This window comes from Erwinia papayae (assembly GCF_058241465.1).
This window is the reverse complement of the sequence record NZ_JBZCHT010000009.1, coordinates 2094875-2113581: the sequence shown is the minus strand read 5'-3', so window position 1 is coordinate 2113581 and position 18707 is coordinate 2094875. Positions and strand designations below refer to the sequence as shown.

Genomic DNA, 18707 nt, shown 5'->3' with positions numbered 1-18707 from the left:
ATTGACAATATGCAAAAGTGATTACCATTATGTATTTCGCTATATAGCGAACGATTTACTGGAGCTGATATGGATATCACCCGACGTCGACTCGCTGGCTTTCTCGCTGCCAGCACCCTGCTTTCGGTTCTGCCCGCACACCTCCGGGCCGCTGAACCTGGTCTGTTCATTTTTGGCAGGCTTCCTCCTCCTTCACGTATTCACACTGTGCTGAGCGCTGGTGCGCCCGGTGATCCCCTGCTGCTGGCGCTGGCGGCAGAAAAACTGGTCGGATTGTCTTTTTATCAACTGGCACAGCCAGGTAATGAATTTTTGCCAGAGAAGATGCGCCGGTTGCCCAAAACGGGTCGCCTGGCTGGCAGAGCCAGCACCCTGTCACTGGAACGGGTAATGGCAATCGCGCCGGATGTGATTATTGATTGTGGTATGACCGATGCGACGTATCTCTCTCTGGCCGGGCGGGTCAGTGCGCAAACCGGTATCCCGTGGGTGTTGGTGGATGGAGGTCTGGCCTCCACTCCACGCCAGTTGCGACAGCTGGGAGCGCTACTTGGGGTGGCTGACAGGGCTGAGATACAGGCTCGGCTGGCAGAACGTTTCCTCAACGAGGCAGCGGATTTTGCCGCCCGGCAGACGGTCAGGCGCACATTTTATTCGGCTCGCGGGTTGAAAGGGCAGGAAACCGGGCTGGAAGGTTCATTACACACGGCCGCTGCTGAGTTTCTTGGGTTGGAAAATGTCGCAAAACAGGTGGGCCAATCCCGCCTTGCTCAGGTATCCATGGAGCAGTTGCTGGACTGGCAACCGGAGCTGGTGATGACCCAAAGTCGTCCGGCCTGGCAACACATCACCCGCGATCCTCTCTGGCAGCAGATCAGCGCAGTGCAGCACCAACAGGTGTTGCTGTTACCCCATCATCCATTTGGCTGGCTGAACGCGCCACCCGGGGTGAACCGACTGATGGGATTACGTCGTTTACATGCCCATTTTGACCCGCAGATAAAAGCCCGGCTTGCCGGGGATCTTGCGCTGTTTTTCAGGGTGTTCTGGCAGTCTGAGCCGCAGAGCAGTCAGTGGCAGCAATGGCTGAATACCGTATGAGCCGGGTTCTGATTTGGCTGTCTGCCGCAGCGGGCCTGCTGTTTTGCCTGGCTGTTTCGCTGGGGACCGGGGCATTTCCGCTGACGCTGACGCAAATGATCGGCCTGGTTTTTCATACGGAGGTAACGACTCAGCCACCACAACTGGCGGTGGTTTTCTGGCAAATCCGTCTGCCGCGAGTGTTGGCCGCGTTACTGATTGGGGCGGGTTTGTCGGCTGCCGGTGCGGCCTATCAGGGGATCTTTCGCAACCCTTTAGTCTCACCGGATATTCTCGGCGTTGCCGCCGGAGCCGGACTGGGTGCCAGTCTGGCTATCTGGCTGGCGATGCCGATGATGATTGTTCAGTTGCTGGCCTTTATCGGTGGGTTGCTGACTGTCACCTTCTCCAGTCTGATTGCGGGCACGGTTCGCCGTCATGATGCAGTGTTGTCGCTGGTGCTGGTCGGTATGGCAATGGCCTCGTTGTGCGGCGCGGCCATTTCGCTGATTAAGATTATTGCCGATCCCTATACACAGCTGGCCACCATCACCTTCTGGCTGCTGGGAGGACTGTCAGCGATTACTGCCGATGATCTGAGCGTGGCGGCTGCGGGCATCATCAGCGGATTATTTCCTTTATTGCTGCTGCGCTGGCGCATCAATCTGCTCAGCCTGCCGGATGAAGAAGCACAGTCGCTGGGAATGAATGTCTCTGGCCTGCGCGTCCTGTTTATCGTCAGTGCCACCCTGGTGACTGCCAGTGCGGTTTCCATTGCCGGAATCATCGGTTGGGTGGGGCTGGTGGTGCCGCATATTTGTCGGCTGATAGTAGGAGCCAGTTATCTGCGGCTGCTTCCGGCTTCTTTGTATGCAGGCGGGATTTTTTTGCTGCTGACTGACACCCTGGCACGAAGTATCGGGGCCATAGAGTTGCCGCTGGGGATCCTGACTTCTGCTGTGGGAGCCCCCTTTTTTCTGCTGTTGCTGCTTCAGGGAGGGAGAAAATGACCTTAGTTAAGTTTGATCGCGTAACCCTGGGTTATCAGGATGTCAGCATCTTGCATGAGGTGAATTTCAGTATCCGCTCAGGGGAGATTTGTTGCCTGTTAGGTGGAAACGGCAGCGGGAAAAGTACCCTGTTGCGTAGCGTGGCGGGTGTGCTGAAGCCGCTGGCCGGTGAGATCGTCCTTGCCGGAAAAAAACTGCGCGAGTGGTCAGCCCGGCAGCGGGCTGGGATGGTGGCCTGGGTGCCTCAGTCGCATTCCAGTCCGTTTGCTTACAGCGTGCTGGATATGGTGATCATGGGGAGCGTCGCCGGACTGGGCAGGCTGGCATCGCCCGGCGCAAAGCAGCGGCAACAGGCGCGTGACATCCTCACCGCGCTGGGGATTGCCGGGCTGGAACAGCGTCTTTATTCCACCCTGAGTGGCGGCCAGCGTCAGCTGGTAATGATTGCCCGTGCGCTGGTGCAGCAGCCTGTGCTGATGCTGTTGGATGAACCGGCTTCCAGCCTGGATTTTGGTCATCAGATTGCCCTGCTGGAGAAAATCCGTCAGCTGAAAGTCAGCGGAATGACGTTGCTGATTGCCACTCATCATCCTGTTCATGCCCGGATCATTGCCGACCGGGTGGCGTTTGTCAGTCCCACGGCAGGCGTACAGGTGGGATCGCCGGATGTCATGTTAACCAGTTCATCGCTGGCGCATCTTTATCAGGTAAAAGCAGAAGAGATCTGCCGTCATCTGAATCTGCACGATCGGCCGCAGGAGAAAATATCATGCTGATTGATAATATTGATTTCGCTGCGCTTTACCAGCAGCAGCTGGGACAGGCAAAACGCAGCGAAAAAAGTCCGCAGTACTGGGACAGCAGAGCGGCAGAAATGGCGGTCAGCTGTGCCCGCCCTGACAGTCCCTATTTGCAACAATTGCTTTCGCGGATTGATTTCACCGGAGCCACCACGCTGCTGGATGTAGGATGTGGGCCAGGAACGGTCTGCCTGCATGTCGCTTCACGATTGCAGCAGGTATGGGGAATCGATTACAGCGCAGGGATGCTGGCGGTCGCCAGGCAGAAGGCGGCCGCAATGGGATTAAACAACGTTACCTTGCTGCACCGTGCCTGGGAGGACAGCTGGCACGATGTGCCGGTGTGTGATATTGCGGTCGCATCGCGCTCCACGCTGGTCGGCGATCTGCGTGCGGCCATGTTAAAGCTGAATCAACATGCCCGCCTGTGGGTCGTTACCACTCACAGCGTCAGTGGCTTTTTTGGTTCGACCCGGTCAGCAGGGGAGGGAAACAAGGATGATGAGCTGCCCAACTATATTTATGCGGTTAACGTGCTCTGGCAGATGGGGATTCAGGCGCAGGTGGATTTTATCCGCGACCCTGCGCATCGCGACTGGGCGGTGCTCTCCTGGCAACCGCAACGCTGTGCTTTACGGGAGGCAGAATGATTTTTATACCCGACGCTCAGCTTGACCTGTGGTTGCTGGAGGATATCCAGGGGGGGGATTTGACCTGCCGGGCGTTGGGTATTGGCGGGCAGCGGGGGAGAATGGCCTTTATTCACCGGCAGGGTGGCTGTGTCAGTGCGCTGGCTCTGGCACAACGCATGCTCAAGCGTCTGGATCTGCATATTGAATATGCGGTCAGTGATGGTGAGGTGGTGGCAGCCGGGGCCAGCCTGCTGTGTGCAACCGGCCAGGCAGCGGCTCTGCATCAGGGATGGAAAGCAGTCCAGAATCTGCTGGAGTGGAGCTGTGGCGTGGCAAATTATGTTTATCAGCTACGCCAGCGGCTGCAACGTTATGTGGCACACGGGCAGATCGCCTGTACCCGTAAAATCATCCCCGGCACCCGGCTGCTGTCGATGCAGACGGTGCTGGACGGTGGCGGCATTATTCATCGTGCAGGATGCGCGGAAACGGTGCTGCTATTCGCCAACCATCGCCGTTTTTACCCTCAGCCAAAGGACTGGGAGGCGATGATGGTCAGACTGCGCCAGCAGGCACCGGAAAAGGCGATCGTTGTTGAAGTCGCCACCCCGGCGGAGGCAGAGACGGCCTTGCAGGCTCTGCCGGATGTGTTGCAAATGGACAAGTTCACCACGCCGCAGGTATTACAGCTACAGCCGCTTGCGGCAAGAATTGCGCCTTCCTGTCGGCTTGCCGTTGCGGGGGGAATTACGCTGGATAACGTTGAAGCCTGGGCGCAGACCGGTGTGGGGTTGCTGGTGACTTCGGCGCCTTATCATGCGGCTCCGGCAGATATTGCTGTGGTGATGGAACCCGCAGACGGATAACGCCTGGGCGGGTGGCCGCCATTGATCAGGGAAAAGATCATGAAAACGTCATCTTTCAATCTGTTTCTCATCCTCGCGCTGGCCTCTTTCGGCAGGCTGCTGGCGGCGGAACCGATCCTGGAAGTCTGGTCAAGCCCGGTTGCCGCCAGTCGGGACATACTGACCGCAGAGACCATAACCCAGCTGGAAAAACATAATGCTGCGGAAGCCCTGGCGACCGTAGCCGGTGTAACGCTGGAGAAATCGGGAAACCGCAACGAAATGCAGGTCAGGGTTCGGGGGTTCAACAGCCGCCAGGTACCGGTTTACCTCGACGGTATTCCGGTTTATATCCCTTACGATGGCAATCTCGATCTGGGACGCTTCCTGAGCGCCGATCTCTCCTCGCTGGAGGTTTCCAAAGGCTACACCTCGTTATTGCAGGGGCCGAATCAGCTGGGCGGATCGATTAATCTTGCCAGCCGCAAACCAGAGAAAAGCCTTGAGGGGCGCGTTGGCGTTCGCCAGGGATGGAGCCGAGCGGGAGCGAATGCCAGAGAAAGTCATGCCTCGCTGGGAATGAAAGGCGAAAGCGGATTTCTGCAACTCAGCGCCAGCCAGTTAAAAACGGATTTTACCGCTCTGCCTCAGGGGATCAGCAATCGAACTGCCGGAAAAAATGGCAGACGGGATAATTCGGCCTCTGAGGATAATCATGGGTTGGTCAGGCTCGGGTGGACCCCTCGTGAGGGTGATGAGTATCTTTTCAGCTGGAATAACCAACAGGGTGAAAAAAACAGTCCGCCCTATGCCGGAAACGGCAATGTTCAGTCGCGTTACTGGCAGTGGCCGGAATATGACAAACAAAGCCTTTACTATCAGGGAAATTCACGCCTCAACGACGTTTTTTCACTTAAAAGCCGCCTTTATCACGATACTTTCAGGAATACCCTGCTGATGTATAATTCCGCTGCCGCCCGACAAAAAAAGCAGGGAAGTTACAGCGATTATGATGACTACAGCAACGGGGCTGCGTTACAGCTCTCTGCCGGACTGCGTGACGGCGATTTGCTCTCTTTTGCCGCTCACTGGAAAGATGACGTTCACCGGGAAAAAAGTGCTAAAAAAGGGCCGGTCGATCGCTATGCCGACAGAACCTGGTCGCTGGCGACGGAGTATCAGTGGGCAGCAACGGAGATGCTGGAGGTGGTGGCGGGCTTCAGCTATGACTGGCGGGACAGCCGGGAAGGTCTGAAACATGAAAGTGACGGCAGCATCACTCGTTATGCGTCTAACCGTCAGCGAGCGTTTAACTGGCAAAGCATGTTCAGATACCACTTTACGGGTGGGGATACGCTCTCTTTTTCGCTGTTTGATCGCACTCGCTTTCCGACGCTGAAGGAACGCTATACCACCTCGCGTCCGGCTTATGCCCTGAGTGCGCGGGTCAATCCACATCTCAGGCCAGAGCGTGCGCTCGGTGTTGATTTAAGCTGGAGCGCCGTGATTACACCGGCGTGGCGTCTTGAACTCAGCACCTGTTACCAACGCCTGAGTCGGGCTATTTTCAGTATTGATATTGATGGGCAAACGGTCCAGAACCGCAACAGTGGTGAGGTGGACTATTACTGCCTGGATATCGGTCTGCACGGCGCTGTCGGGCAAAAAGTAAAAGTGGGCCTGAATTATGGCGGCATCAACCATCGGGTAAAACAGCGCTCAGCGGGTAACATCACCGATCTGCCTGCGCAGACGCTGACCAGCTGGGTGACCTTTGCCCCAAATGATTACTGGAGCCTGACGCTGACCGAAGAAGCGCGCTCTGCCAGCGACAGTGACAGTGCGGGCACACGTCGGGCCGCAGGCTATGCGATAAGCCATCTGCGCATGGATCTGCTGACGGGCAAAGGGGTTACTTTGAACGCGGCAATTAAAAATGTCTTCGACAGAAAATATGAACTGACCGAAGGCTTTGTCGAACCGGGAAGGCAATTTTGGGCTGGCATTGAATACCGTTTTTAAACGCTGCCAGCCCGGTGTTCAGCGGGAAGACGGTTTTTGCAGGGCCAGATAGTCCAGCATACTACCGCAGACAATCCCAAGCGTTGCCAGCGCCATGCCGCTTTGCCACAGCAAGCCAATTGCTTTACCTGCATCGAACAGCCCGGTTGCCCTGAGTGCCAGCATTACCAGCCCCACCGCAATCAGCATTACCCCCGTTTTCAGCGCTCGTAATGCCCAACGGTAGCCCTGGGGGAAATGCGTACGGACGGCAAAATCCTCGCCGCTTTGTGCCCGTGTAAGTGTGGTTTTGCATCCTGCTAACAGCATCAGGCCTGGCAGGGCCGCAAGCACTGAAAAGGCATAAAAGTTCGACCATCCCCAGGCTTCGACAAGCCAGCCCGCGAGGGGACCAACATATACCCGGCCCACCGCTGAAAGTGCAGAGAGCAGGGCAAACTGAGTGGCTGAAAAGGATTTATTGCACAATGTCATTAACAGGGCGACAAAGGCTGCCGTGCCCATACCGCCGCACAGATTTTCCACAAATACCGCCGCAGCCATGCTGTACAGATGTTTGTCGGTGACCGACAGTCCCCAGTAAGCGAAGTTAGAGACGGCTTGCAGGATGCCAAACAGCATCAGCGCACGAAAAAGGCTCATGCGCTGCATCAGCACACCGCCAGTTAACGCACCCAGGATGGTCGCGCTCAGCCCCAGCGTTTTATTAATCAGGCCAACGTCTCCGGCATCAAATCCCATGCCACGAATCAGAAACAGCGTGGTGAGGCTGAGGGCAAAAGCATCTCCCAGCTTATAAAGGACAATTAACGAAAGGATCAGCCAGGCATTATTGCGATTAAAAAAATCACGCAGCGGGGCGATGACCGCTTCTTCCAGCGTTGCCGGTACGGCGATGGCGTTATCCGGCTCTCTGGCGATCAGGGTGGCGACAACGCCCGGAACCATCATCAACGCCATCAGCCACCAGATGGCATGCCAGCCGAGATAACGATCGGCAATCCACAAGGCCAGCCCGCCGGAAAACAGCATGCCCAGACGATAGCCCAGTACGCTAATCGCTGCGCCGCTGCCCCGTTCTTCTGCGGGCAACACATCGGTTTTCCAGGCGTCGAAAACGATATCCTGGGATGCGGAGCAGAAGGCAATCAGCACGGCCAGCGCGGCCAGCAGCGTCAAATCACGCGAGGGCTGCATAAATCCCATTAGCGCAATGCCAATTATCAGCAGGATTTGCGTCACCAACAGCCAGCCGCGACGCCGCCCTGAAAAAAGCGGGGTATAGCGGTCCATCAGCGGCGACCAGAGAAACTTGAAAACATAAGCCTGACCGACCAGCGAGAAAAAACCGATGGTTTTAATATCGACGTTTTCCACGGCCATCCATGCCTGCAAGGTGCCGGAACTCAATGCAAGGGGTAAACCAGAGGCGAAACCCAGCACCAGCAGTAGGGCAGCATTACGTTGGGTAAAAATTTGCAGATAATGACGGGTCATAAGAACCTTAAAGCACGCTGCGTCAGGCGTAAAACGTCACAGGATTACTGGCTCAGAGTGCGACGGCAACCTGAAAAAATTAAGCGTCATCCCTGACGATCCCTGAAGCCCACTGCGGTAACGGTTGATATCCCGCCCGGGCTGGCTAAACAGGACTAAACTATCCTCTGTCAGTGGGCATTCTGCCTGATAAACTGATGAATGCTGGTGTCCTGAGCCATATCTGAAATCACGTCGCTGAGGGTGGAGTTAACCGCATTGGTGATTTTATCGTTGGTGGCATTAAATGCGCCTTCAACACTGTAGGTCTGACGGTAATTTTTAACCTGCTTGTTGCCATTTTTGGCGGTGGCGATAATGGAAATATCCGCTTTGGTAGTGATACTGTATCGCACGTTGCCCTGGGTGACATCGGCATACAGATTATTGACGACGATTTGCAGGTCAACTGCGCCGTTTGGTCCAATCATGTAGCCACGTGCGCCCATTTGCTTCTCCAGCACTTCCTGAAGCAGGAAGCGAAGATCGCGGGTTGCGGTCAGCGTCACCAGTTGACCATCGCGATTCACTTTTGCCAGCGCCTGATCGCTGCGCTGATCGGCACCGTTAATGCTGACGGTGACGCCGCCAAGGCTTGGATCCTGCTGAGGCAACTGAATTTTTGGGGAAATAGTCAGCGTGTTGCTGTTGTTTGCACAACCGGCCAGAACGAAGATGGCCAGCAGAGGGAAAATGATTTTTTTTAACATGCTTATTTTCTCGGTGACTTAAAGGTGTGGTGCAGACACTACGGCGGTCATCATAACATCGCTTTTCACAAGTTGAAGCCCTGATAAGACGTAAATTCATCGTCCTGCATTTTCAGCCAGTAACGCCTTGTTAAGGCACGTCATTCACGGTCATGAGGAGTAAAGGTATGGTTCGCGAACAAATAGAAGCAAAGTTAAGTGCAGCGTTTGCTCCCGTGCACCTGGAAGTCCATGACGAGAGCTATCGTCATAATGTTCCCGCAGGTGCAGAAAGCCATTTCAAAGTCGTGATTGTCAGCGACAGTTTCACTAATCAGCGTTTTCTGATGCGCCATCGTGCTATTTACGGCGTACTGGCGGATGAACTGGCTGGCAGCGTCCATGCGCTGGCTCTGCACACCTACACCAGGAAGGAGTGGGAGGGGTTGCAGGACACGGTTCCGGCCTCGCCCAATTGTCGCGGGGCCAGTACTCTGGCGTGATCCAGTATCACTCTCTCTGGCGGCCTGCGGGCCGCTTTTTTGTGCCTGTCACAAAATCCCCCCGATTTGGGGTTTCAACGGTTTTATCAGACAAAACTTGTCGGGATACTGAAATCGGGTGTGGGTGTGGCCTCGACTCGCTTTGACGTTGCCGCTATAATGCTGCGTCTGTTTTTTTCCGGAATGTCTTCGGGACGCTTCTGATACAGGGAGTGCGGTTCTGATATCAGAAGCCGCCCCGGTTCTTAGTCTCTAACTCCGCTCTTCATAGCGCGGGTAGGGTCTGAAGTTGACCGAGCACGTGATTTTTTGAGGTAATTAAGATGCAAGCTTCAGTAGAAACAACTCAGGGCCTGGGCCGCCGCGTTACGATTACCGTCGGGAAATATGTAATCGAGAACGCGGTGAAAAGTGAGCTGGTCAACGTAGCAAAAAAAGTTCGTATCGACGGTTTCCGTAAAGGGAAAGTGCCGATGACCGTCGTTTCACAGCGTTATGGTGCTTCCGTTCGCCAGGATGTTCTGGGCGACCTGATGCAGCGCAACTTTGTTGACGCCATCATCAAAGAAAAAATCAATCCAGCCGGTGCGCCTTCTTATGTTCCGGGCGATTACAAAATGGGTGAAGATTTCACCTATGCCGTTGAGTTCGAAGTCTATCCGGAAGTCGAGCTGCAAGGTCTGGAAGCAATTGAGGTTGAAAAACCGCTGGTAGAAGTGACCGATGCTGATGTGGACACGATGCTGGAAACCCTGCGTAAACAGCAGGCGACCTGGAAAGAGACCGACCGTGCGGCTGAAGCTGAAGATCGCGCTACCCTCGATTTTTCCGGTTCTGTAGACGGCGAAGAGTTTGAAGGTGGTAAAGCTTCTGACTTCGTTCTGGCCATGGGCCAGGGCCGGATGATCCCTGGCTTCGAAGAAGGTGTTGTGGGTCACAAAGCGGGCGAAAGTTTTACTATCGACGTCAACTTCCCGGAAGATTACCACGCTGAAAACCTGAAAGGTAAAGCAGCGAAGTTTGATATCGTGCTGAAAAAAGTTGAAGAACGTGAACTGCCCGAGTTCACTGAAGAATTTATCAAGCGTTTCGGCGTCGAAGATGGTTCAGTCGCAGGTTTGCGTACTGAAGTGCGTAAAAACATGGAGCGCGAGCTGAAAGGCGCTGTGCGTAGCCGTGTTAAGACTCAGGCTATCGATGGTCTGGTCAATGCTAACGCCATCGACGTGCCCGCTGCTCTGATTGACAGCGAAATTGACGTGCTCAAGCGTCAGGCAGCGCAGCGTTTTGGTGGCAACGAGAAGCAGGCGCTGGAACTGCCTCGTGAGCTGTTTGAAGAGCAGGCTAAGCGCCGTGTCGTGGTTGGCTTGCTGCTGGGTGAAGTTATTCGCACCCACGAGCTGAAAGCCGACGAAGACCGTGTTAAAGCACTGATTGAAGAAATGGCTTCAGCTTATGAAGATCCTTCTGAAGTAGTCGAGTTCTACAGCAAAAACAACGAGCTGATGAACAATATGCGTAATGTTGCTCTGGAAGAACAGGCGGTTGAAGCCGTACTGGAAAAAGCTAAAGTGACGGAAAAAGCAACAAACTTCCAGGAACTAATGAACCAGGTACAGACTGCCTGATTCACTGATTCTCAAGGATAAATAAAAGCCCGCGGTTGTGACAACCGCGGGCTTTTTGTTTTATCCATTGCGCACAGCGACATTCCTGACGTTATTCGCTCATTAAACCGGCAAATTATCAACTAAGCTATTTTTCCTGGTTAGCAGTTGATAAAAACGTTGTTATGCTTGAATCAGTGGGGCAGCATCCCCAGATAGGAATCCGGCCAAGTGAAATTTATCCAGGAGACAGATAATGTCATACAGTGGCGAACGTGAACAAACAGCACCTCATATGGCATTAGTGCCGATGGTGGTAGAACAGACCTCTCGTGGAGAGCGTTCTTACGACATTTTTTCTCGCCTGCTCAAGGAGCGTATCATCTTCCTGACCGGTCAGGTTGAAGATCATATGGCAAATCTCATCGTCGCCCAGATGCTGTTTCTGGAAGCCGAGAACCCGGAAAAAGATATCCATCTTTATATTAATTCGCCAGGTGGTGTGATCACCGCAGGCATGTCGATTTACGACACCATGAAGTTTATTAAGCCAGACGTCAGCACCATCTGTATGGGCCAGGCATGTTCAATGGGTGCTTTTCTGTTGACCGCCGGTGCAAAAGGCAAGCGTTACTGTCTGCCAAATTCACGCGTGATGATCCACCAGCCGCTGGGGGGCTATCAGGGCCAGGCGACGGATATCGAAATTCATGCGCGTGAAATTCTCAAGGTCAAACAGCGAATGAACGAGCTGATGGCAGAACATACGGGCAAAACTCTTGAAGAAATAGAGCGTGACACTGAACGCGATCGTTTCCTGTCTGCCAACGAAGCTGTAGAGTATGGTCTGGTCGATTCAATTCTGACGCATCGCAGCTAAGCCACAGCCCCTCTGTCGTCTATAGTTATTGAGGGGCATGAGCGACGAATGAGGATGCCGACTTAAGGCATCATCGCCGCGTACAAAGCGGACGAAGATAACAGAAGAGGTTAACTGATGACAGATAAGCGCAAAGACGGTTCAGGAAAGCTGCTGTACTGCTCTTTTTGCGGCAAAAGCCAGCATGAAGTGCGTAAGCTGATTGCCGGCCCGTCAGTGTATATCTGCGATGAGTGCGTGGATTTATGTAACGACATCATTCGCGAAGAGATAAAAGAAGTTGCACCGCATCGTGAGCGCAGTGCCTTACCAACGCCACATGAAATTCGCCATCATCTTGACGACTACGTTATCGGTCAGGAAAGAGCGAAAAAGGTGCTGGCGGTTGCGGTTTACAACCATTACAAACGTCTACGTAATGGTGATACCAGCAATGGCATTGAGCTTGGCAAAAGTAACATTCTGCTGATTGGGCCGACCGGTAGTGGTAAAACGCTGTTGGCTGAAACGCTGGCCCGCCTGCTGGACGTCCCCTTTACTATGGCGGATGCTACCACCCTGACCGAAGCGGGTTATGTCGGCGAGGACGTCGAAAACATTATTCAGAAACTGCTGCAAAAATGTGACTATGACGTGCAAAAAGCGCAGCGCGGGATCGTATATATCGATGAAATCGATAAAATTTCCCGCAAATCAGACAATCCTTCCATCACCCGTGACGTGTCAGGGGAAGGTGTACAGCAGGCGTTACTGAAACTGATTGAAGGTACGGTTGCGGCCGTTCCGCCACAGGGTGGACGTAAACATCCACAGCAGGAATTTTTGCAGGTTGATACCTCTAAAATTCTGTTTATTTGCGGTGGCGCCTTTGCCGGTCTGGATAAAGTCATCTCTCAGCGAGTGGAAACGGGTACCGGAATCGGCTTTGGCGCTGCGGTAAAAGGTAAATCGCAAAAGGCGACAGAAGGTGAGTTGCTGGAACAGGTAGAGCCAGAAGATCTGATCAAATTCGGTTTGATTCCTGAATTCATTGGTCGTCTGCCGGTGGTTGCCACCCTGAACGAGCTGAGTGAAGAAGCATTAATTCAGATCCTTCGTGAACCGAAGAATGCGCTCACCAAGCAGTATCAGGCCTTGTTCAATCTGGAAGGTGTGGAACTGGAATTTCGTGATGAAGCTTTGACGGCAATTGCTAAAAAAGCCATGTCCCGCAAAACCGGTGCACGTGGCCTGCGTTCGATCGTTGAAGGCGCATTGTTAAACACCATGTACGACCTGCCATCAATGGATGACGTGGAAAAAGTGGTGATTGACGATTCGGTGATCGACGGCCAGACCGAACCGATGTTGATCTATGGTAAGCACGAGGCACAGCAGGCTTCTGGCGAATAATTAACCAAACCTTTCCAGTCAGTTATCGCAAAAAGGGAGAAAATTTTCTCCCTTTTGTTTTTCTCGCGCACTTAACATTGAATGTGTCGCATCCATCCCCATATACTCAGAAACCTGTTGGGTAAAACTGCCTTTTACATTGTCTTTAGCAGTCCCCATCACCCTGGCGGAAATTAAACTGAGAGAGAGCTCTATGAATGCTGAGCGTTCTGAACGCATTGAAATCCCTGTGTTGCCGTTGCGTGACGTAGTGGTTTATCCGCACATGGTAATTCCGTTGTTTGTTGGTCGTGAGAAATCAATTCGCTGTCTCGAAGCCGCCATGGATCATGATAAAAAAATCATGCTGGTCGCTCAGAAAGAGGCTTCAACGGATGAACCTGGCATTAACGATCTTTTCTCTGTTGGCACCGTAGCTTCCATCCTGCAAATGTTAAAATTGCCTGATGGCACGGTAAAAGTGTTGGTAGAGGGCCTGCAACGTGCGCATATCACCACTCTTGCAGATAATGGCGATCACTTCACTGCTCAGGCAGAGTACCTGGCCTCAATGGAAATTGACGAGCGCGAACAGGAAGTGCTGGTGCGCACGGCGATTAATCAGTTTGAGGGCTACATCAAACTCAACAAAAAAATTCCTCCGGAAGTACTGACTTCGCTAAACAGCATTGAAGACGCGGCCCGCCTGGCTGACACGGTGGCTGCCCATATGCCGCTGAAACTGGCTGATAAACAGTCAGTGCTCGAAATGTCTGATGTCAACGAGCGTCTCGAATATCTGATGGCGATGATGGAATCGGAGATCGACCTTTTACAGGTTGAAAAACGCATCCGTAACCGCGTTAAAAAGCAGATGGAGAAGAGTCAGCGCGAATATTATCTGAACGAACAGATGAAGGCGATTCAGAAAGAACTGGGAGAGATGGATGATGCCCCGGACGAAAATGAAGCGCTGAAACGCAAAATTGACGCGGCGAAAATGCCAAAAGAAGCCCGTGAAAAAACGGAAGCCGAATTGCAGAAGCTGAAGATGATGTCCCCGATGTCAGCAGAGGCCACCGTCGTTCGCGGATACATCGACTGGATGGTGCAGGTTCCGTGGAATGCGCGTAGTAAGGTCAAGAAGGATTTGGTCAAGGCGCAGGAAACATTGGATACCGACCACTTCGGGTTGGAGCGAGTGAAAGATCGTATCCTGGAATACTTAGCGGTACAGAGTCGCGTGAGTAAAAGCAGGGGGCCTATCCTCTGTCTGGTGGGGCCTCCTGGTGTGGGTAAAACCTCTCTTGGCCAGTCTATTGCTAAAGCGACCGGACGTAAGTATGTGCGTATGGCGCTGGGTGGTGTACGTGATGAGGCCGAAATTCGTGGTCACCGCCGTACCTACATTGGCTCTATGCCGGGCAAACTCATTCAGAAAATGGCAAAAGTCGGGGTGAAAAATCCGCTGTTCCTGCTGGATGAAATCGACAAAATGTCGTCTGATATGCGTGGCGACCCGGCATCTGCCCTGCTGGAAGTGCTTGATCCCGAGCAGAACATTGCCTTTAACGATCACTATCTGGAAGTAGATTACGATCTCTCTGATGTGATGTTTGTTGCAACTTCAAACTCCATGAATATTCCGGCTCCGCTGTTGGATCGCATGGAGGTTATCCGTCTTTCTGGCTACACCGAAGACGAGAAGCTGAATATCGCGAAGCAACACCTTCTGCCCAAGCAGATTGAGCGCAACGCGCTGAAGCAGACAGAACTGACGGTGGATGACAGTGCAATAGTGGGCATCATTCGTTACTACACGCGTGAGGCAGGAGTACGTAGCCTCGAGCGTGAACTGTCCAAGCTGTGTCGTAAGGCCGTTAAATCATTGCTGATGGACAAAGCGGTTAAACACATCAGGATCGATGGCGATAATTTGAAAGATTATCTGGGTGTGCAGCGTTACGATTATGGACGTGCCGATAGCGAAAATCGGGTAGGTCAGGTGACGGGGCTGGCATGGACTGAAGTCGGCGGCGATCTGCTGACAATTGAAACCGCCTGCGTGCCGGGTAAAGGTAAACTGACCTATACCGGATCGCTGGGTGAAGTGATGCAGGAATCGATTCAGGCTGCGCTGACCGTCGTGCGGGCCAGAGCTGAGAAACTGGGTATTAACGGTGATTTTTACGAAAAGCGTGATATTCACGTGCATGTCCCTGAAGGAGCTACGCCGAAGGATGGACCGAGTGCCGGTATCGCGATGTGCACCGCTCTGGTTTCCTGCCTGACCGGTAATCCGGTGCGTGCCGATGTGGCCATGACGGGTGAGATTACCTTGCGTGGTCAGGTTCTTCCTATTGGTGGCCTGAAAGAGAAGCTGTTGGCGGCACATCGTGGCGGAATCAAAACCGTGCTGATCCCGGATGAAAACAAACGCGATCTGGAAGAAATCCCGGATAACGTAATTGCCGATCTGGAGATCCATCCGGTTAAACGGATTGAGGAAGTGCTGGCGCTGGCGTTGCAGAATGCCCCTTATGGCATGCAGGTAGCCACCGCAAAATAGTGATTTAAGACAAAAACACCTTAAAACCACCGCTGGCAGGTAAATTCGGGCTTGCCAGCTTTTTTTTGTGCCGCTAATTTAGAGTGCTGTTTAGCCAGTGAAGGCCAGAGCTCGCGATATTTGCTATGGCTCAACAGACAAAACTTATATAACTGATGCGCATCCGTGATGGGGTAAAACCAATCGCGAGGTGGATAATTTAAGAGGGGATGATTGAGTGAATAAGTCACAATTGATCGACAAAATCGCCGCCAGTGCTGATATTTCTAAAGCAGCCGCTGGACGTGTGCTTGATGCTTTCATGGACTCGGTTTCTGATTCTCTGAAAGCGGGCGATGAAGTCGCACTGGTCGGTTTTGGCACTTTCTCTGTTCGTGAGCGTTCAGAGCGTACCGGTCGCAATCCACAAACAGGTAAAGAAATTACTATCCCTGCTGGCAAAGTGCCCGGTTTTCGTGCGGGCAAAGCACTGAAAGATGCCGTTAATTAAGGCATTCTGAGTAATTTCTCGGGTTGTAGTGAGGACTGTTAAGGTGTTCTCCTGTACCATAATGGCACGTCAGAATTCTGATGTGCCTTTTTTATGTTTAATGACAAACGAGCCTGATACGCAGCGGCGTGGAGCGTTCCTGGGAATGTGGGACGAAGCTCAAGGTTTACATTCACACTACAGCGGAGTGTTGTCACACCATGATGGACAATTTACGCGCGGCGTCGAACCATGTCGTGCTCAAAATTATACTGGGTCTGATCATCCTGTCTTTCGTTCTGACCGGGGTGGGCAACTACCTGATCGGCGGCAATGGCGATTTTGCGGCAAAAGTGAACGGTCAGGAAATCAGTCGTAGTCAGCTTGAAAGCGCATTTTCTAATGAGCGTAACCGCCAGCAGCAGATGCTTGGCGATCAGTTCTCTGTACTGGCCAGCAACCCCGGCTACATGCAGCAAATTCGCCAGCAGGCCCTTTCACAACTTATTGATGAGCGTTTGCTGGATCAATATGCCAAAAATCTGGGACTGGCAATTGGCGATGACCAGGTTAAGCAGGCCATTTTCAGCCAGCCTGCTTTTCAGACTGACGGTAAATTTGATAACAGCAAGTACCTTGGCATTATCAACAACATGGGATTTACTGCTGATCGTTATGCAGAAGCATTACGTAATCAGCTGACCACCCAACAACTGATTACTGCCGTTACCGGCACCGATTTCATGCTTGCCAGTGAAACGGATGCGCTGGCCGCACTGGTTTCTCAGCAGCGTCTGGTACGCGAAGCAACGATTAATGTTGCTGCGCTGACCGCTAAACAGACGGTTAGCGAAGAGGAAATCAGTAACAACTATCAGCAGAATAAAAACAATTTCATGTCGCCAGAGCAGTTCCGCGTCAGCTATATCAAACTGGACGCTGCTGCATTGCAGCAACCGGTCAGCGAAACGGATATTCAGAGCTGGTACGATCAGCACCAGCAGGATTACACCCAGCCTCAACGTAGTCGTTTCAGTATTATTCAGAGCAAAACTGAGGCTGAAGCCAAAGACGTGCTGGCCGAGCTGAATAAAGGCGCTGATTTTGCTGCGCTGGCAAAACAGAAATCAGCCGATCCCATCTCTGCTCGTCAGGGGGGAGATATGGGCTGGCTGGAACCGGATACCACCCCTGATGAACTCAAAAATGCCGATCTGACCAGTAAAGGCCAGCTCTCAGGTGTAATCAAGTCTTCGGTTGGCTTTATTGTCGCCCGGCTGGATGATGTGAAGCCGCAACAAATCAAGCCTCTCACTGAGGTTCATGATGATATCGCTGCGAAGGTGAAACAGGAAAAAGCGCTGGACGCCTGGTACAAATTGCAGCAAAAAGTCAGTGATGCCGCCAGCAATGATAATGAGTCGCTGGCAGGTGCTGAAGCCGCAGCAGGCACTAAAGCTGTAGAAACGGGTTGGTTCAGCCACGATTCTTTGCCAGCAGAGCTTAACTTTAAACCGGTTGAGCAGGCCATTTTCAACGGCGGTCTGGTGGGAGAAAACGGTGCGCCGGGTAGCAACTCTGACATTATCACTGTTGATGGCGATCGCGCTTTCGTCCTGCGCATCACTGAACACAAGCCTGAAACGGTTAAACCGCTCAGTGAAGTCACAGCGCAAATCACCGATACGTTGAAAACTGAAAAAGCGCAAAAAGAGGCGCAGGATCAGGCAGGAAAACTGTTGGCCGAACTGAAAGCCGGCAAAGGTGATGAAGCGATGAAAGCGGCTGGATTAAGCTTCAGTGCACAGAAAACGTTAAGCCGCGCGGGTCAGGATGCTATTACCCAGGCCGCATTTGCCATGCCGCTGCCGCAAAAAGACAAGCCTGGCTATGCGATCAGCGAAGACGGCGAAGGGAATGTGGTTCTGCTGGCGCTGGATAAGGTTAACAGCGGCACCATGGCTGAAGGGCAAAAGAAAGCGATGGTGCAGGGTGTGACGCAGAATAATGCACAAATTGCCTTTGCTGCGCTGCTGAGCAACCTTCGTAAGGACGCTAAAATTAAATACGGTGCAGCAGCTCAGGCGCAGTAAGCCTCGCAATTTTTCTGCAACGTTTTGCAAAATCAAAGGCCGCTTCTGCGGCCTTTTCCATTTCTGTTTTCTGGTATTTGCCGGTCTGAGGGGAGTGACGTACCCTGGATTCGCTGTCAAACACATGGAGGAAAACAGCATGAAAAAGAGAGGATTTTCAGCTACAGGCCTGGCGATGTTAATTGGTGTGGCGGCATGCAACGTCCAGGCAGAGTCAGCCAGTACGCTGGCAACAGCCGATCGGCCTCAGCAGTCCAGCCCGATATCTGAGAACCAGTCAGTTCAATGGGGTTCGCTACACGGTCAGACTCTCTCTGCAAAAGAAACGGCAGATCAGGAAGCAGGCAAGGTCAGCATCAATCAGGCTTCAGCGGAAGAACTGGCTGCGGCGCTGAATGGCGTTGGCCTGAAAAAGGCTCAGGCTATCGTTAGTTATCGTGAAGAGTATGGCGATTTTACGGGGGTTGAACAGTTGAAGGAGGTGCCGGGAATCGGGAATGCGTTGGTGGAGCGAAATCTTTCCCGGTTAAAATTGTGATCGCTCTCGTGAGTCTGTTGCCGGGCGTCTCCTGAGCATCACCACTCTGCTAGCCTGTATGAG

17 protein-coding genes are annotated in these 18707 nt (G+C 52.9%); 14 read left to right on the top strand and 3 right to left on the bottom strand.

Annotated features, from left to right (window positions below):
* Positions 1 to 69: 69 nt before the first annotated feature.
* The 6 genes from AC3RPL_RS14900 to AC3RPL_RS14875 are packed head-to-tail and all read left to right on the top strand — an operon-like array spanning position 70 to position 6389.
* Positions 70 to 1101, top strand: a complete 1032-nt coding sequence (locus tag AC3RPL_RS14900) for an ABC transporter substrate-binding protein (protein ID WP_490740573.1) — start codon at positions 70 to 72, stop codon at positions 1099 to 1101.
* Positions 1083 to 2090 carry a FecCD family ABC transporter permease gene (locus AC3RPL_RS14895; RefSeq protein WP_490740572.1) on the top strand — a complete coding sequence of 336 codons (1008 nt, stop codon included), beginning with the start codon at positions 1083 to 1085 and terminating at the stop codon, positions 2088 to 2090. The genes AC3RPL_RS14900 and AC3RPL_RS14895 overlap by 19 nt, the downstream gene beginning before the upstream one ends.
* A complete protein-coding gene (locus AC3RPL_RS14890) occupies positions 2087 to 2866 on the top strand; it encodes an ABC transporter ATP-binding protein (RefSeq protein WP_490740571.1) in 780 nt (259 codons plus the stop codon). The genes AC3RPL_RS14895 and AC3RPL_RS14890 overlap by 4 nt, the downstream gene beginning before the upstream one ends.
* Positions 2860 to 3540 carry a class I SAM-dependent methyltransferase gene (locus AC3RPL_RS14885; protein WP_490740570.1) on the top strand — a complete coding sequence of 227 codons (681 nt, stop codon included), beginning with the start codon at positions 2860 to 2862 and terminating at the stop codon, positions 3538 to 3540. Before AC3RPL_RS14890 ends, AC3RPL_RS14885 begins: the two co-directional genes overlap by 7 nt.
* Positions 3537 to 4388, top strand: coding sequence for a ModD protein (modD, locus tag AC3RPL_RS14880; protein ID WP_490740569.1), 852 nt, complete (start codon positions 3537 to 3539; stop codon positions 4386 to 4388). Before AC3RPL_RS14885 ends, modD begins: the two co-directional genes overlap by 4 nt.
* Positions 4389 to 4427: 39 nt before the next feature.
* Positions 4428 to 6389 carry a TonB-dependent receptor plug domain-containing protein gene (locus tag AC3RPL_RS14875; RefSeq protein ID WP_490740568.1) on the top strand — a complete coding sequence of 654 codons (1962 nt, stop codon included), beginning with the start codon at positions 4428 to 4430 and terminating at the stop codon, positions 6387 to 6389.
* A gap of 18 nt (positions 6390 to 6407) precedes the next feature.
* On the opposite strand, the gene ampG is transcribed toward AC3RPL_RS14875, so the two are convergent.
* A complete protein-coding gene (gene ampG, locus AC3RPL_RS14870; protein WP_490740567.1) occupies positions 6408 to 7886 on the bottom strand; it encodes a muropeptide MFS transporter AmpG in 1479 nt (492 codons plus the stop codon).
* 170 nt (positions 7887 to 8056) lie between these two features.
* On the bottom strand, positions 8057 to 8635 hold the full coding sequence (locus AC3RPL_RS14865; RefSeq protein ID WP_034933466.1) for a lipoprotein: 579 nt from the start codon (positions 8633 to 8635) through the stop codon (positions 8057 to 8059).
* Between the two features lie 167 nt (positions 8636 to 8802).
* Between AC3RPL_RS14865 and bolA the strand changes: the two genes are divergently transcribed.
* From bolA to clpX, 4 genes are all read left to right on the top strand, one after another.
* Entirely contained in the window at positions 8803 to 9117 is a 315-nt protein-coding gene (gene bolA / locus AC3RPL_RS14860) for a transcriptional regulator BolA (protein WP_034933465.1), read from the top strand.
* Between the two features lie 323 nt (positions 9118 to 9440).
* Entirely contained in the window at positions 9441 to 10745 is a 1305-nt protein-coding gene (gene tig / locus AC3RPL_RS14855) for a trigger factor (RefSeq protein WP_490740566.1), read from the top strand.
* Positions 10746 to 10980: 235 nt separating this feature from the next.
* Positions 10981 to 11604 (top strand): ATP-dependent Clp endopeptidase proteolytic subunit ClpP, encoded by a 624-nt coding sequence (clpP, locus tag AC3RPL_RS14850; protein ID WP_034933463.1) that lies wholly within the window; start codon positions 10981 to 10983, stop codon positions 11602 to 11604.
* 117 nt (positions 11605 to 11721) lie between these two features.
* Positions 11722 to 12996 carry an ATP-dependent protease ATP-binding subunit ClpX gene (gene clpX, locus AC3RPL_RS14845; protein WP_490740565.1) on the top strand — a complete coding sequence of 425 codons (1275 nt, stop codon included), beginning with the start codon at positions 11722 to 11724 and terminating at the stop codon, positions 12994 to 12996.
* Between the two features lie 18 nt (positions 12997 to 13014).
* Here clpX and AC3RPL_RS14840 read toward each other — a convergent pair whose 3' ends face one another.
* Positions 13015 to 13215, bottom strand: a complete 201-nt coding sequence (locus AC3RPL_RS14840; RefSeq protein WP_490740564.1) for a hypothetical protein — start codon at positions 13213 to 13215, stop codon at positions 13015 to 13017.
* On the opposite strand from AC3RPL_RS14840, the gene lon reads away from it, so the two are divergent.
* The 4 genes from lon (at position 13190) to AC3RPL_RS14820 (ending at position 18644) form a co-directional block, all read left to right on the top strand.
* On the top strand, positions 13190 to 15544 hold the full coding sequence (lon, locus tag AC3RPL_RS14835) for an endopeptidase La (RefSeq protein WP_490740563.1): 2355 nt from the start codon (positions 13190 to 13192) through the stop codon (positions 15542 to 15544). The genes AC3RPL_RS14840 and lon overlap by 26 nt on opposite strands.
* Positions 15545 to 15761: 217 nt before the next feature.
* Positions 15762 to 16034: a nucleoid-associated protein HU-beta gene (hupB, locus tag AC3RPL_RS14830; RefSeq protein ID WP_034933460.1), complete on the top strand. Its 273-nt coding sequence runs from the start codon at positions 15762 to 15764 to the stop codon at positions 16032 to 16034.
* A 200-nt stretch (positions 16035 to 16234) separates the two neighbouring features.
* The gene (gene ppiD / locus AC3RPL_RS14825; protein ID WP_490740562.1) at positions 16235 to 18106 is read left to right on the top strand and encodes a peptidylprolyl isomerase; all 1872 of its coding nucleotides are present in this window, start codon (positions 16235 to 16237) and stop codon (positions 18104 to 18106) included.
* A gap of 139 nt (positions 18107 to 18245) precedes the next feature.
* Positions 18246 to 18644, top strand: a complete 399-nt coding sequence (locus tag AC3RPL_RS14820; RefSeq protein WP_490740561.1) for a helix-hairpin-helix domain-containing protein — start codon at positions 18246 to 18248, stop codon at positions 18642 to 18644.
* Positions 18645 to 18707: the final 63 nt, after the last annotated feature.

Bases quoted from the DNA above. Each gene is read 5' to 3' on its own strand.
- AC3RPL_RS14900 (WP_490740573.1), top strand. From the start codon at position 70: ATGGATATCACCCGACGTCGACTCGCTGGCTTTCTCGCTGCCAGCACC.
- lon (WP_490740563.1), top strand. From the start codon at position 13,190: ATGAATGCTGAGCGTTCTGAACGCATTGAAATCCCTGTGTTGCCGTTG.
- ppiD (WP_490740562.1), top strand. From the start codon at position 16,235: ATGATGGACAATTTACGCGCGGCGTCGAACCATGTCGTGCTCAAAATT.
- ampG (WP_490740567.1), bottom strand. From the start codon at position 7,886: ATGACCCGTCATTATCTGCAAATTTTTACCCAACGTAATGCTGCCCTA.
- bolA (WP_034933465.1), top strand. From the start codon at position 8,803: ATGGTTCGCGAACAAATAGAAGCAAAGTTAAGTGCAGCGTTTGCTCCC.
- modD (WP_490740569.1), top strand. From the start codon at position 3,537: ATGATTTTTATACCCGACGCTCAGCTTGACCTGTGGTTGCTGGAGGAT.
- AC3RPL_RS14865 (WP_034933466.1), bottom strand. From the start codon at position 8,635: ATGTTAAAAAAAATCATTTTCCCTCTGCTGGCCATCTTCGTTCTGGCC.
- AC3RPL_RS14820 (WP_490740561.1), top strand. From the start codon at position 18,246: ATGAAAAAGAGAGGATTTTCAGCTACAGGCCTGGCGATGTTAATTGGT.
- AC3RPL_RS14890 (WP_490740571.1), top strand. From the start codon at position 2,087: ATGACCTTAGTTAAGTTTGATCGCGTAACCCTGGGTTATCAGGATGTC.
- clpP (WP_034933463.1), top strand. From the start codon at position 10,981: ATGTCATACAGTGGCGAACGTGAACAAACAGCACCTCATATGGCATTA.
- tig (WP_490740566.1), top strand. From the start codon at position 9,441: ATGCAAGCTTCAGTAGAAACAACTCAGGGCCTGGGCCGCCGCGTTACG.
- AC3RPL_RS14895 (WP_490740572.1), top strand. From the start codon at position 1,083: ATGGCTGAATACCGTATGAGCCGGGTTCTGATTTGGCTGTCTGCCGCA.
- AC3RPL_RS14840 (WP_490740564.1), bottom strand. From the start codon at position 13,215: ATGCGTTCAGAACGCTCAGCATTCATAGAGCTCTCTCTCAGTTTAATT.
- clpX (WP_490740565.1), top strand. From the start codon at position 11,722: ATGACAGATAAGCGCAAAGACGGTTCAGGAAAGCTGCTGTACTGCTCT.
- AC3RPL_RS14875 (WP_490740568.1), top strand. From the start codon at position 4,428: ATGAAAACGTCATCTTTCAATCTGTTTCTCATCCTCGCGCTGGCCTCT.
- AC3RPL_RS14885 (WP_490740570.1), top strand. From the start codon at position 2,860: ATGCTGATTGATAATATTGATTTCGCTGCGCTTTACCAGCAGCAGCTG.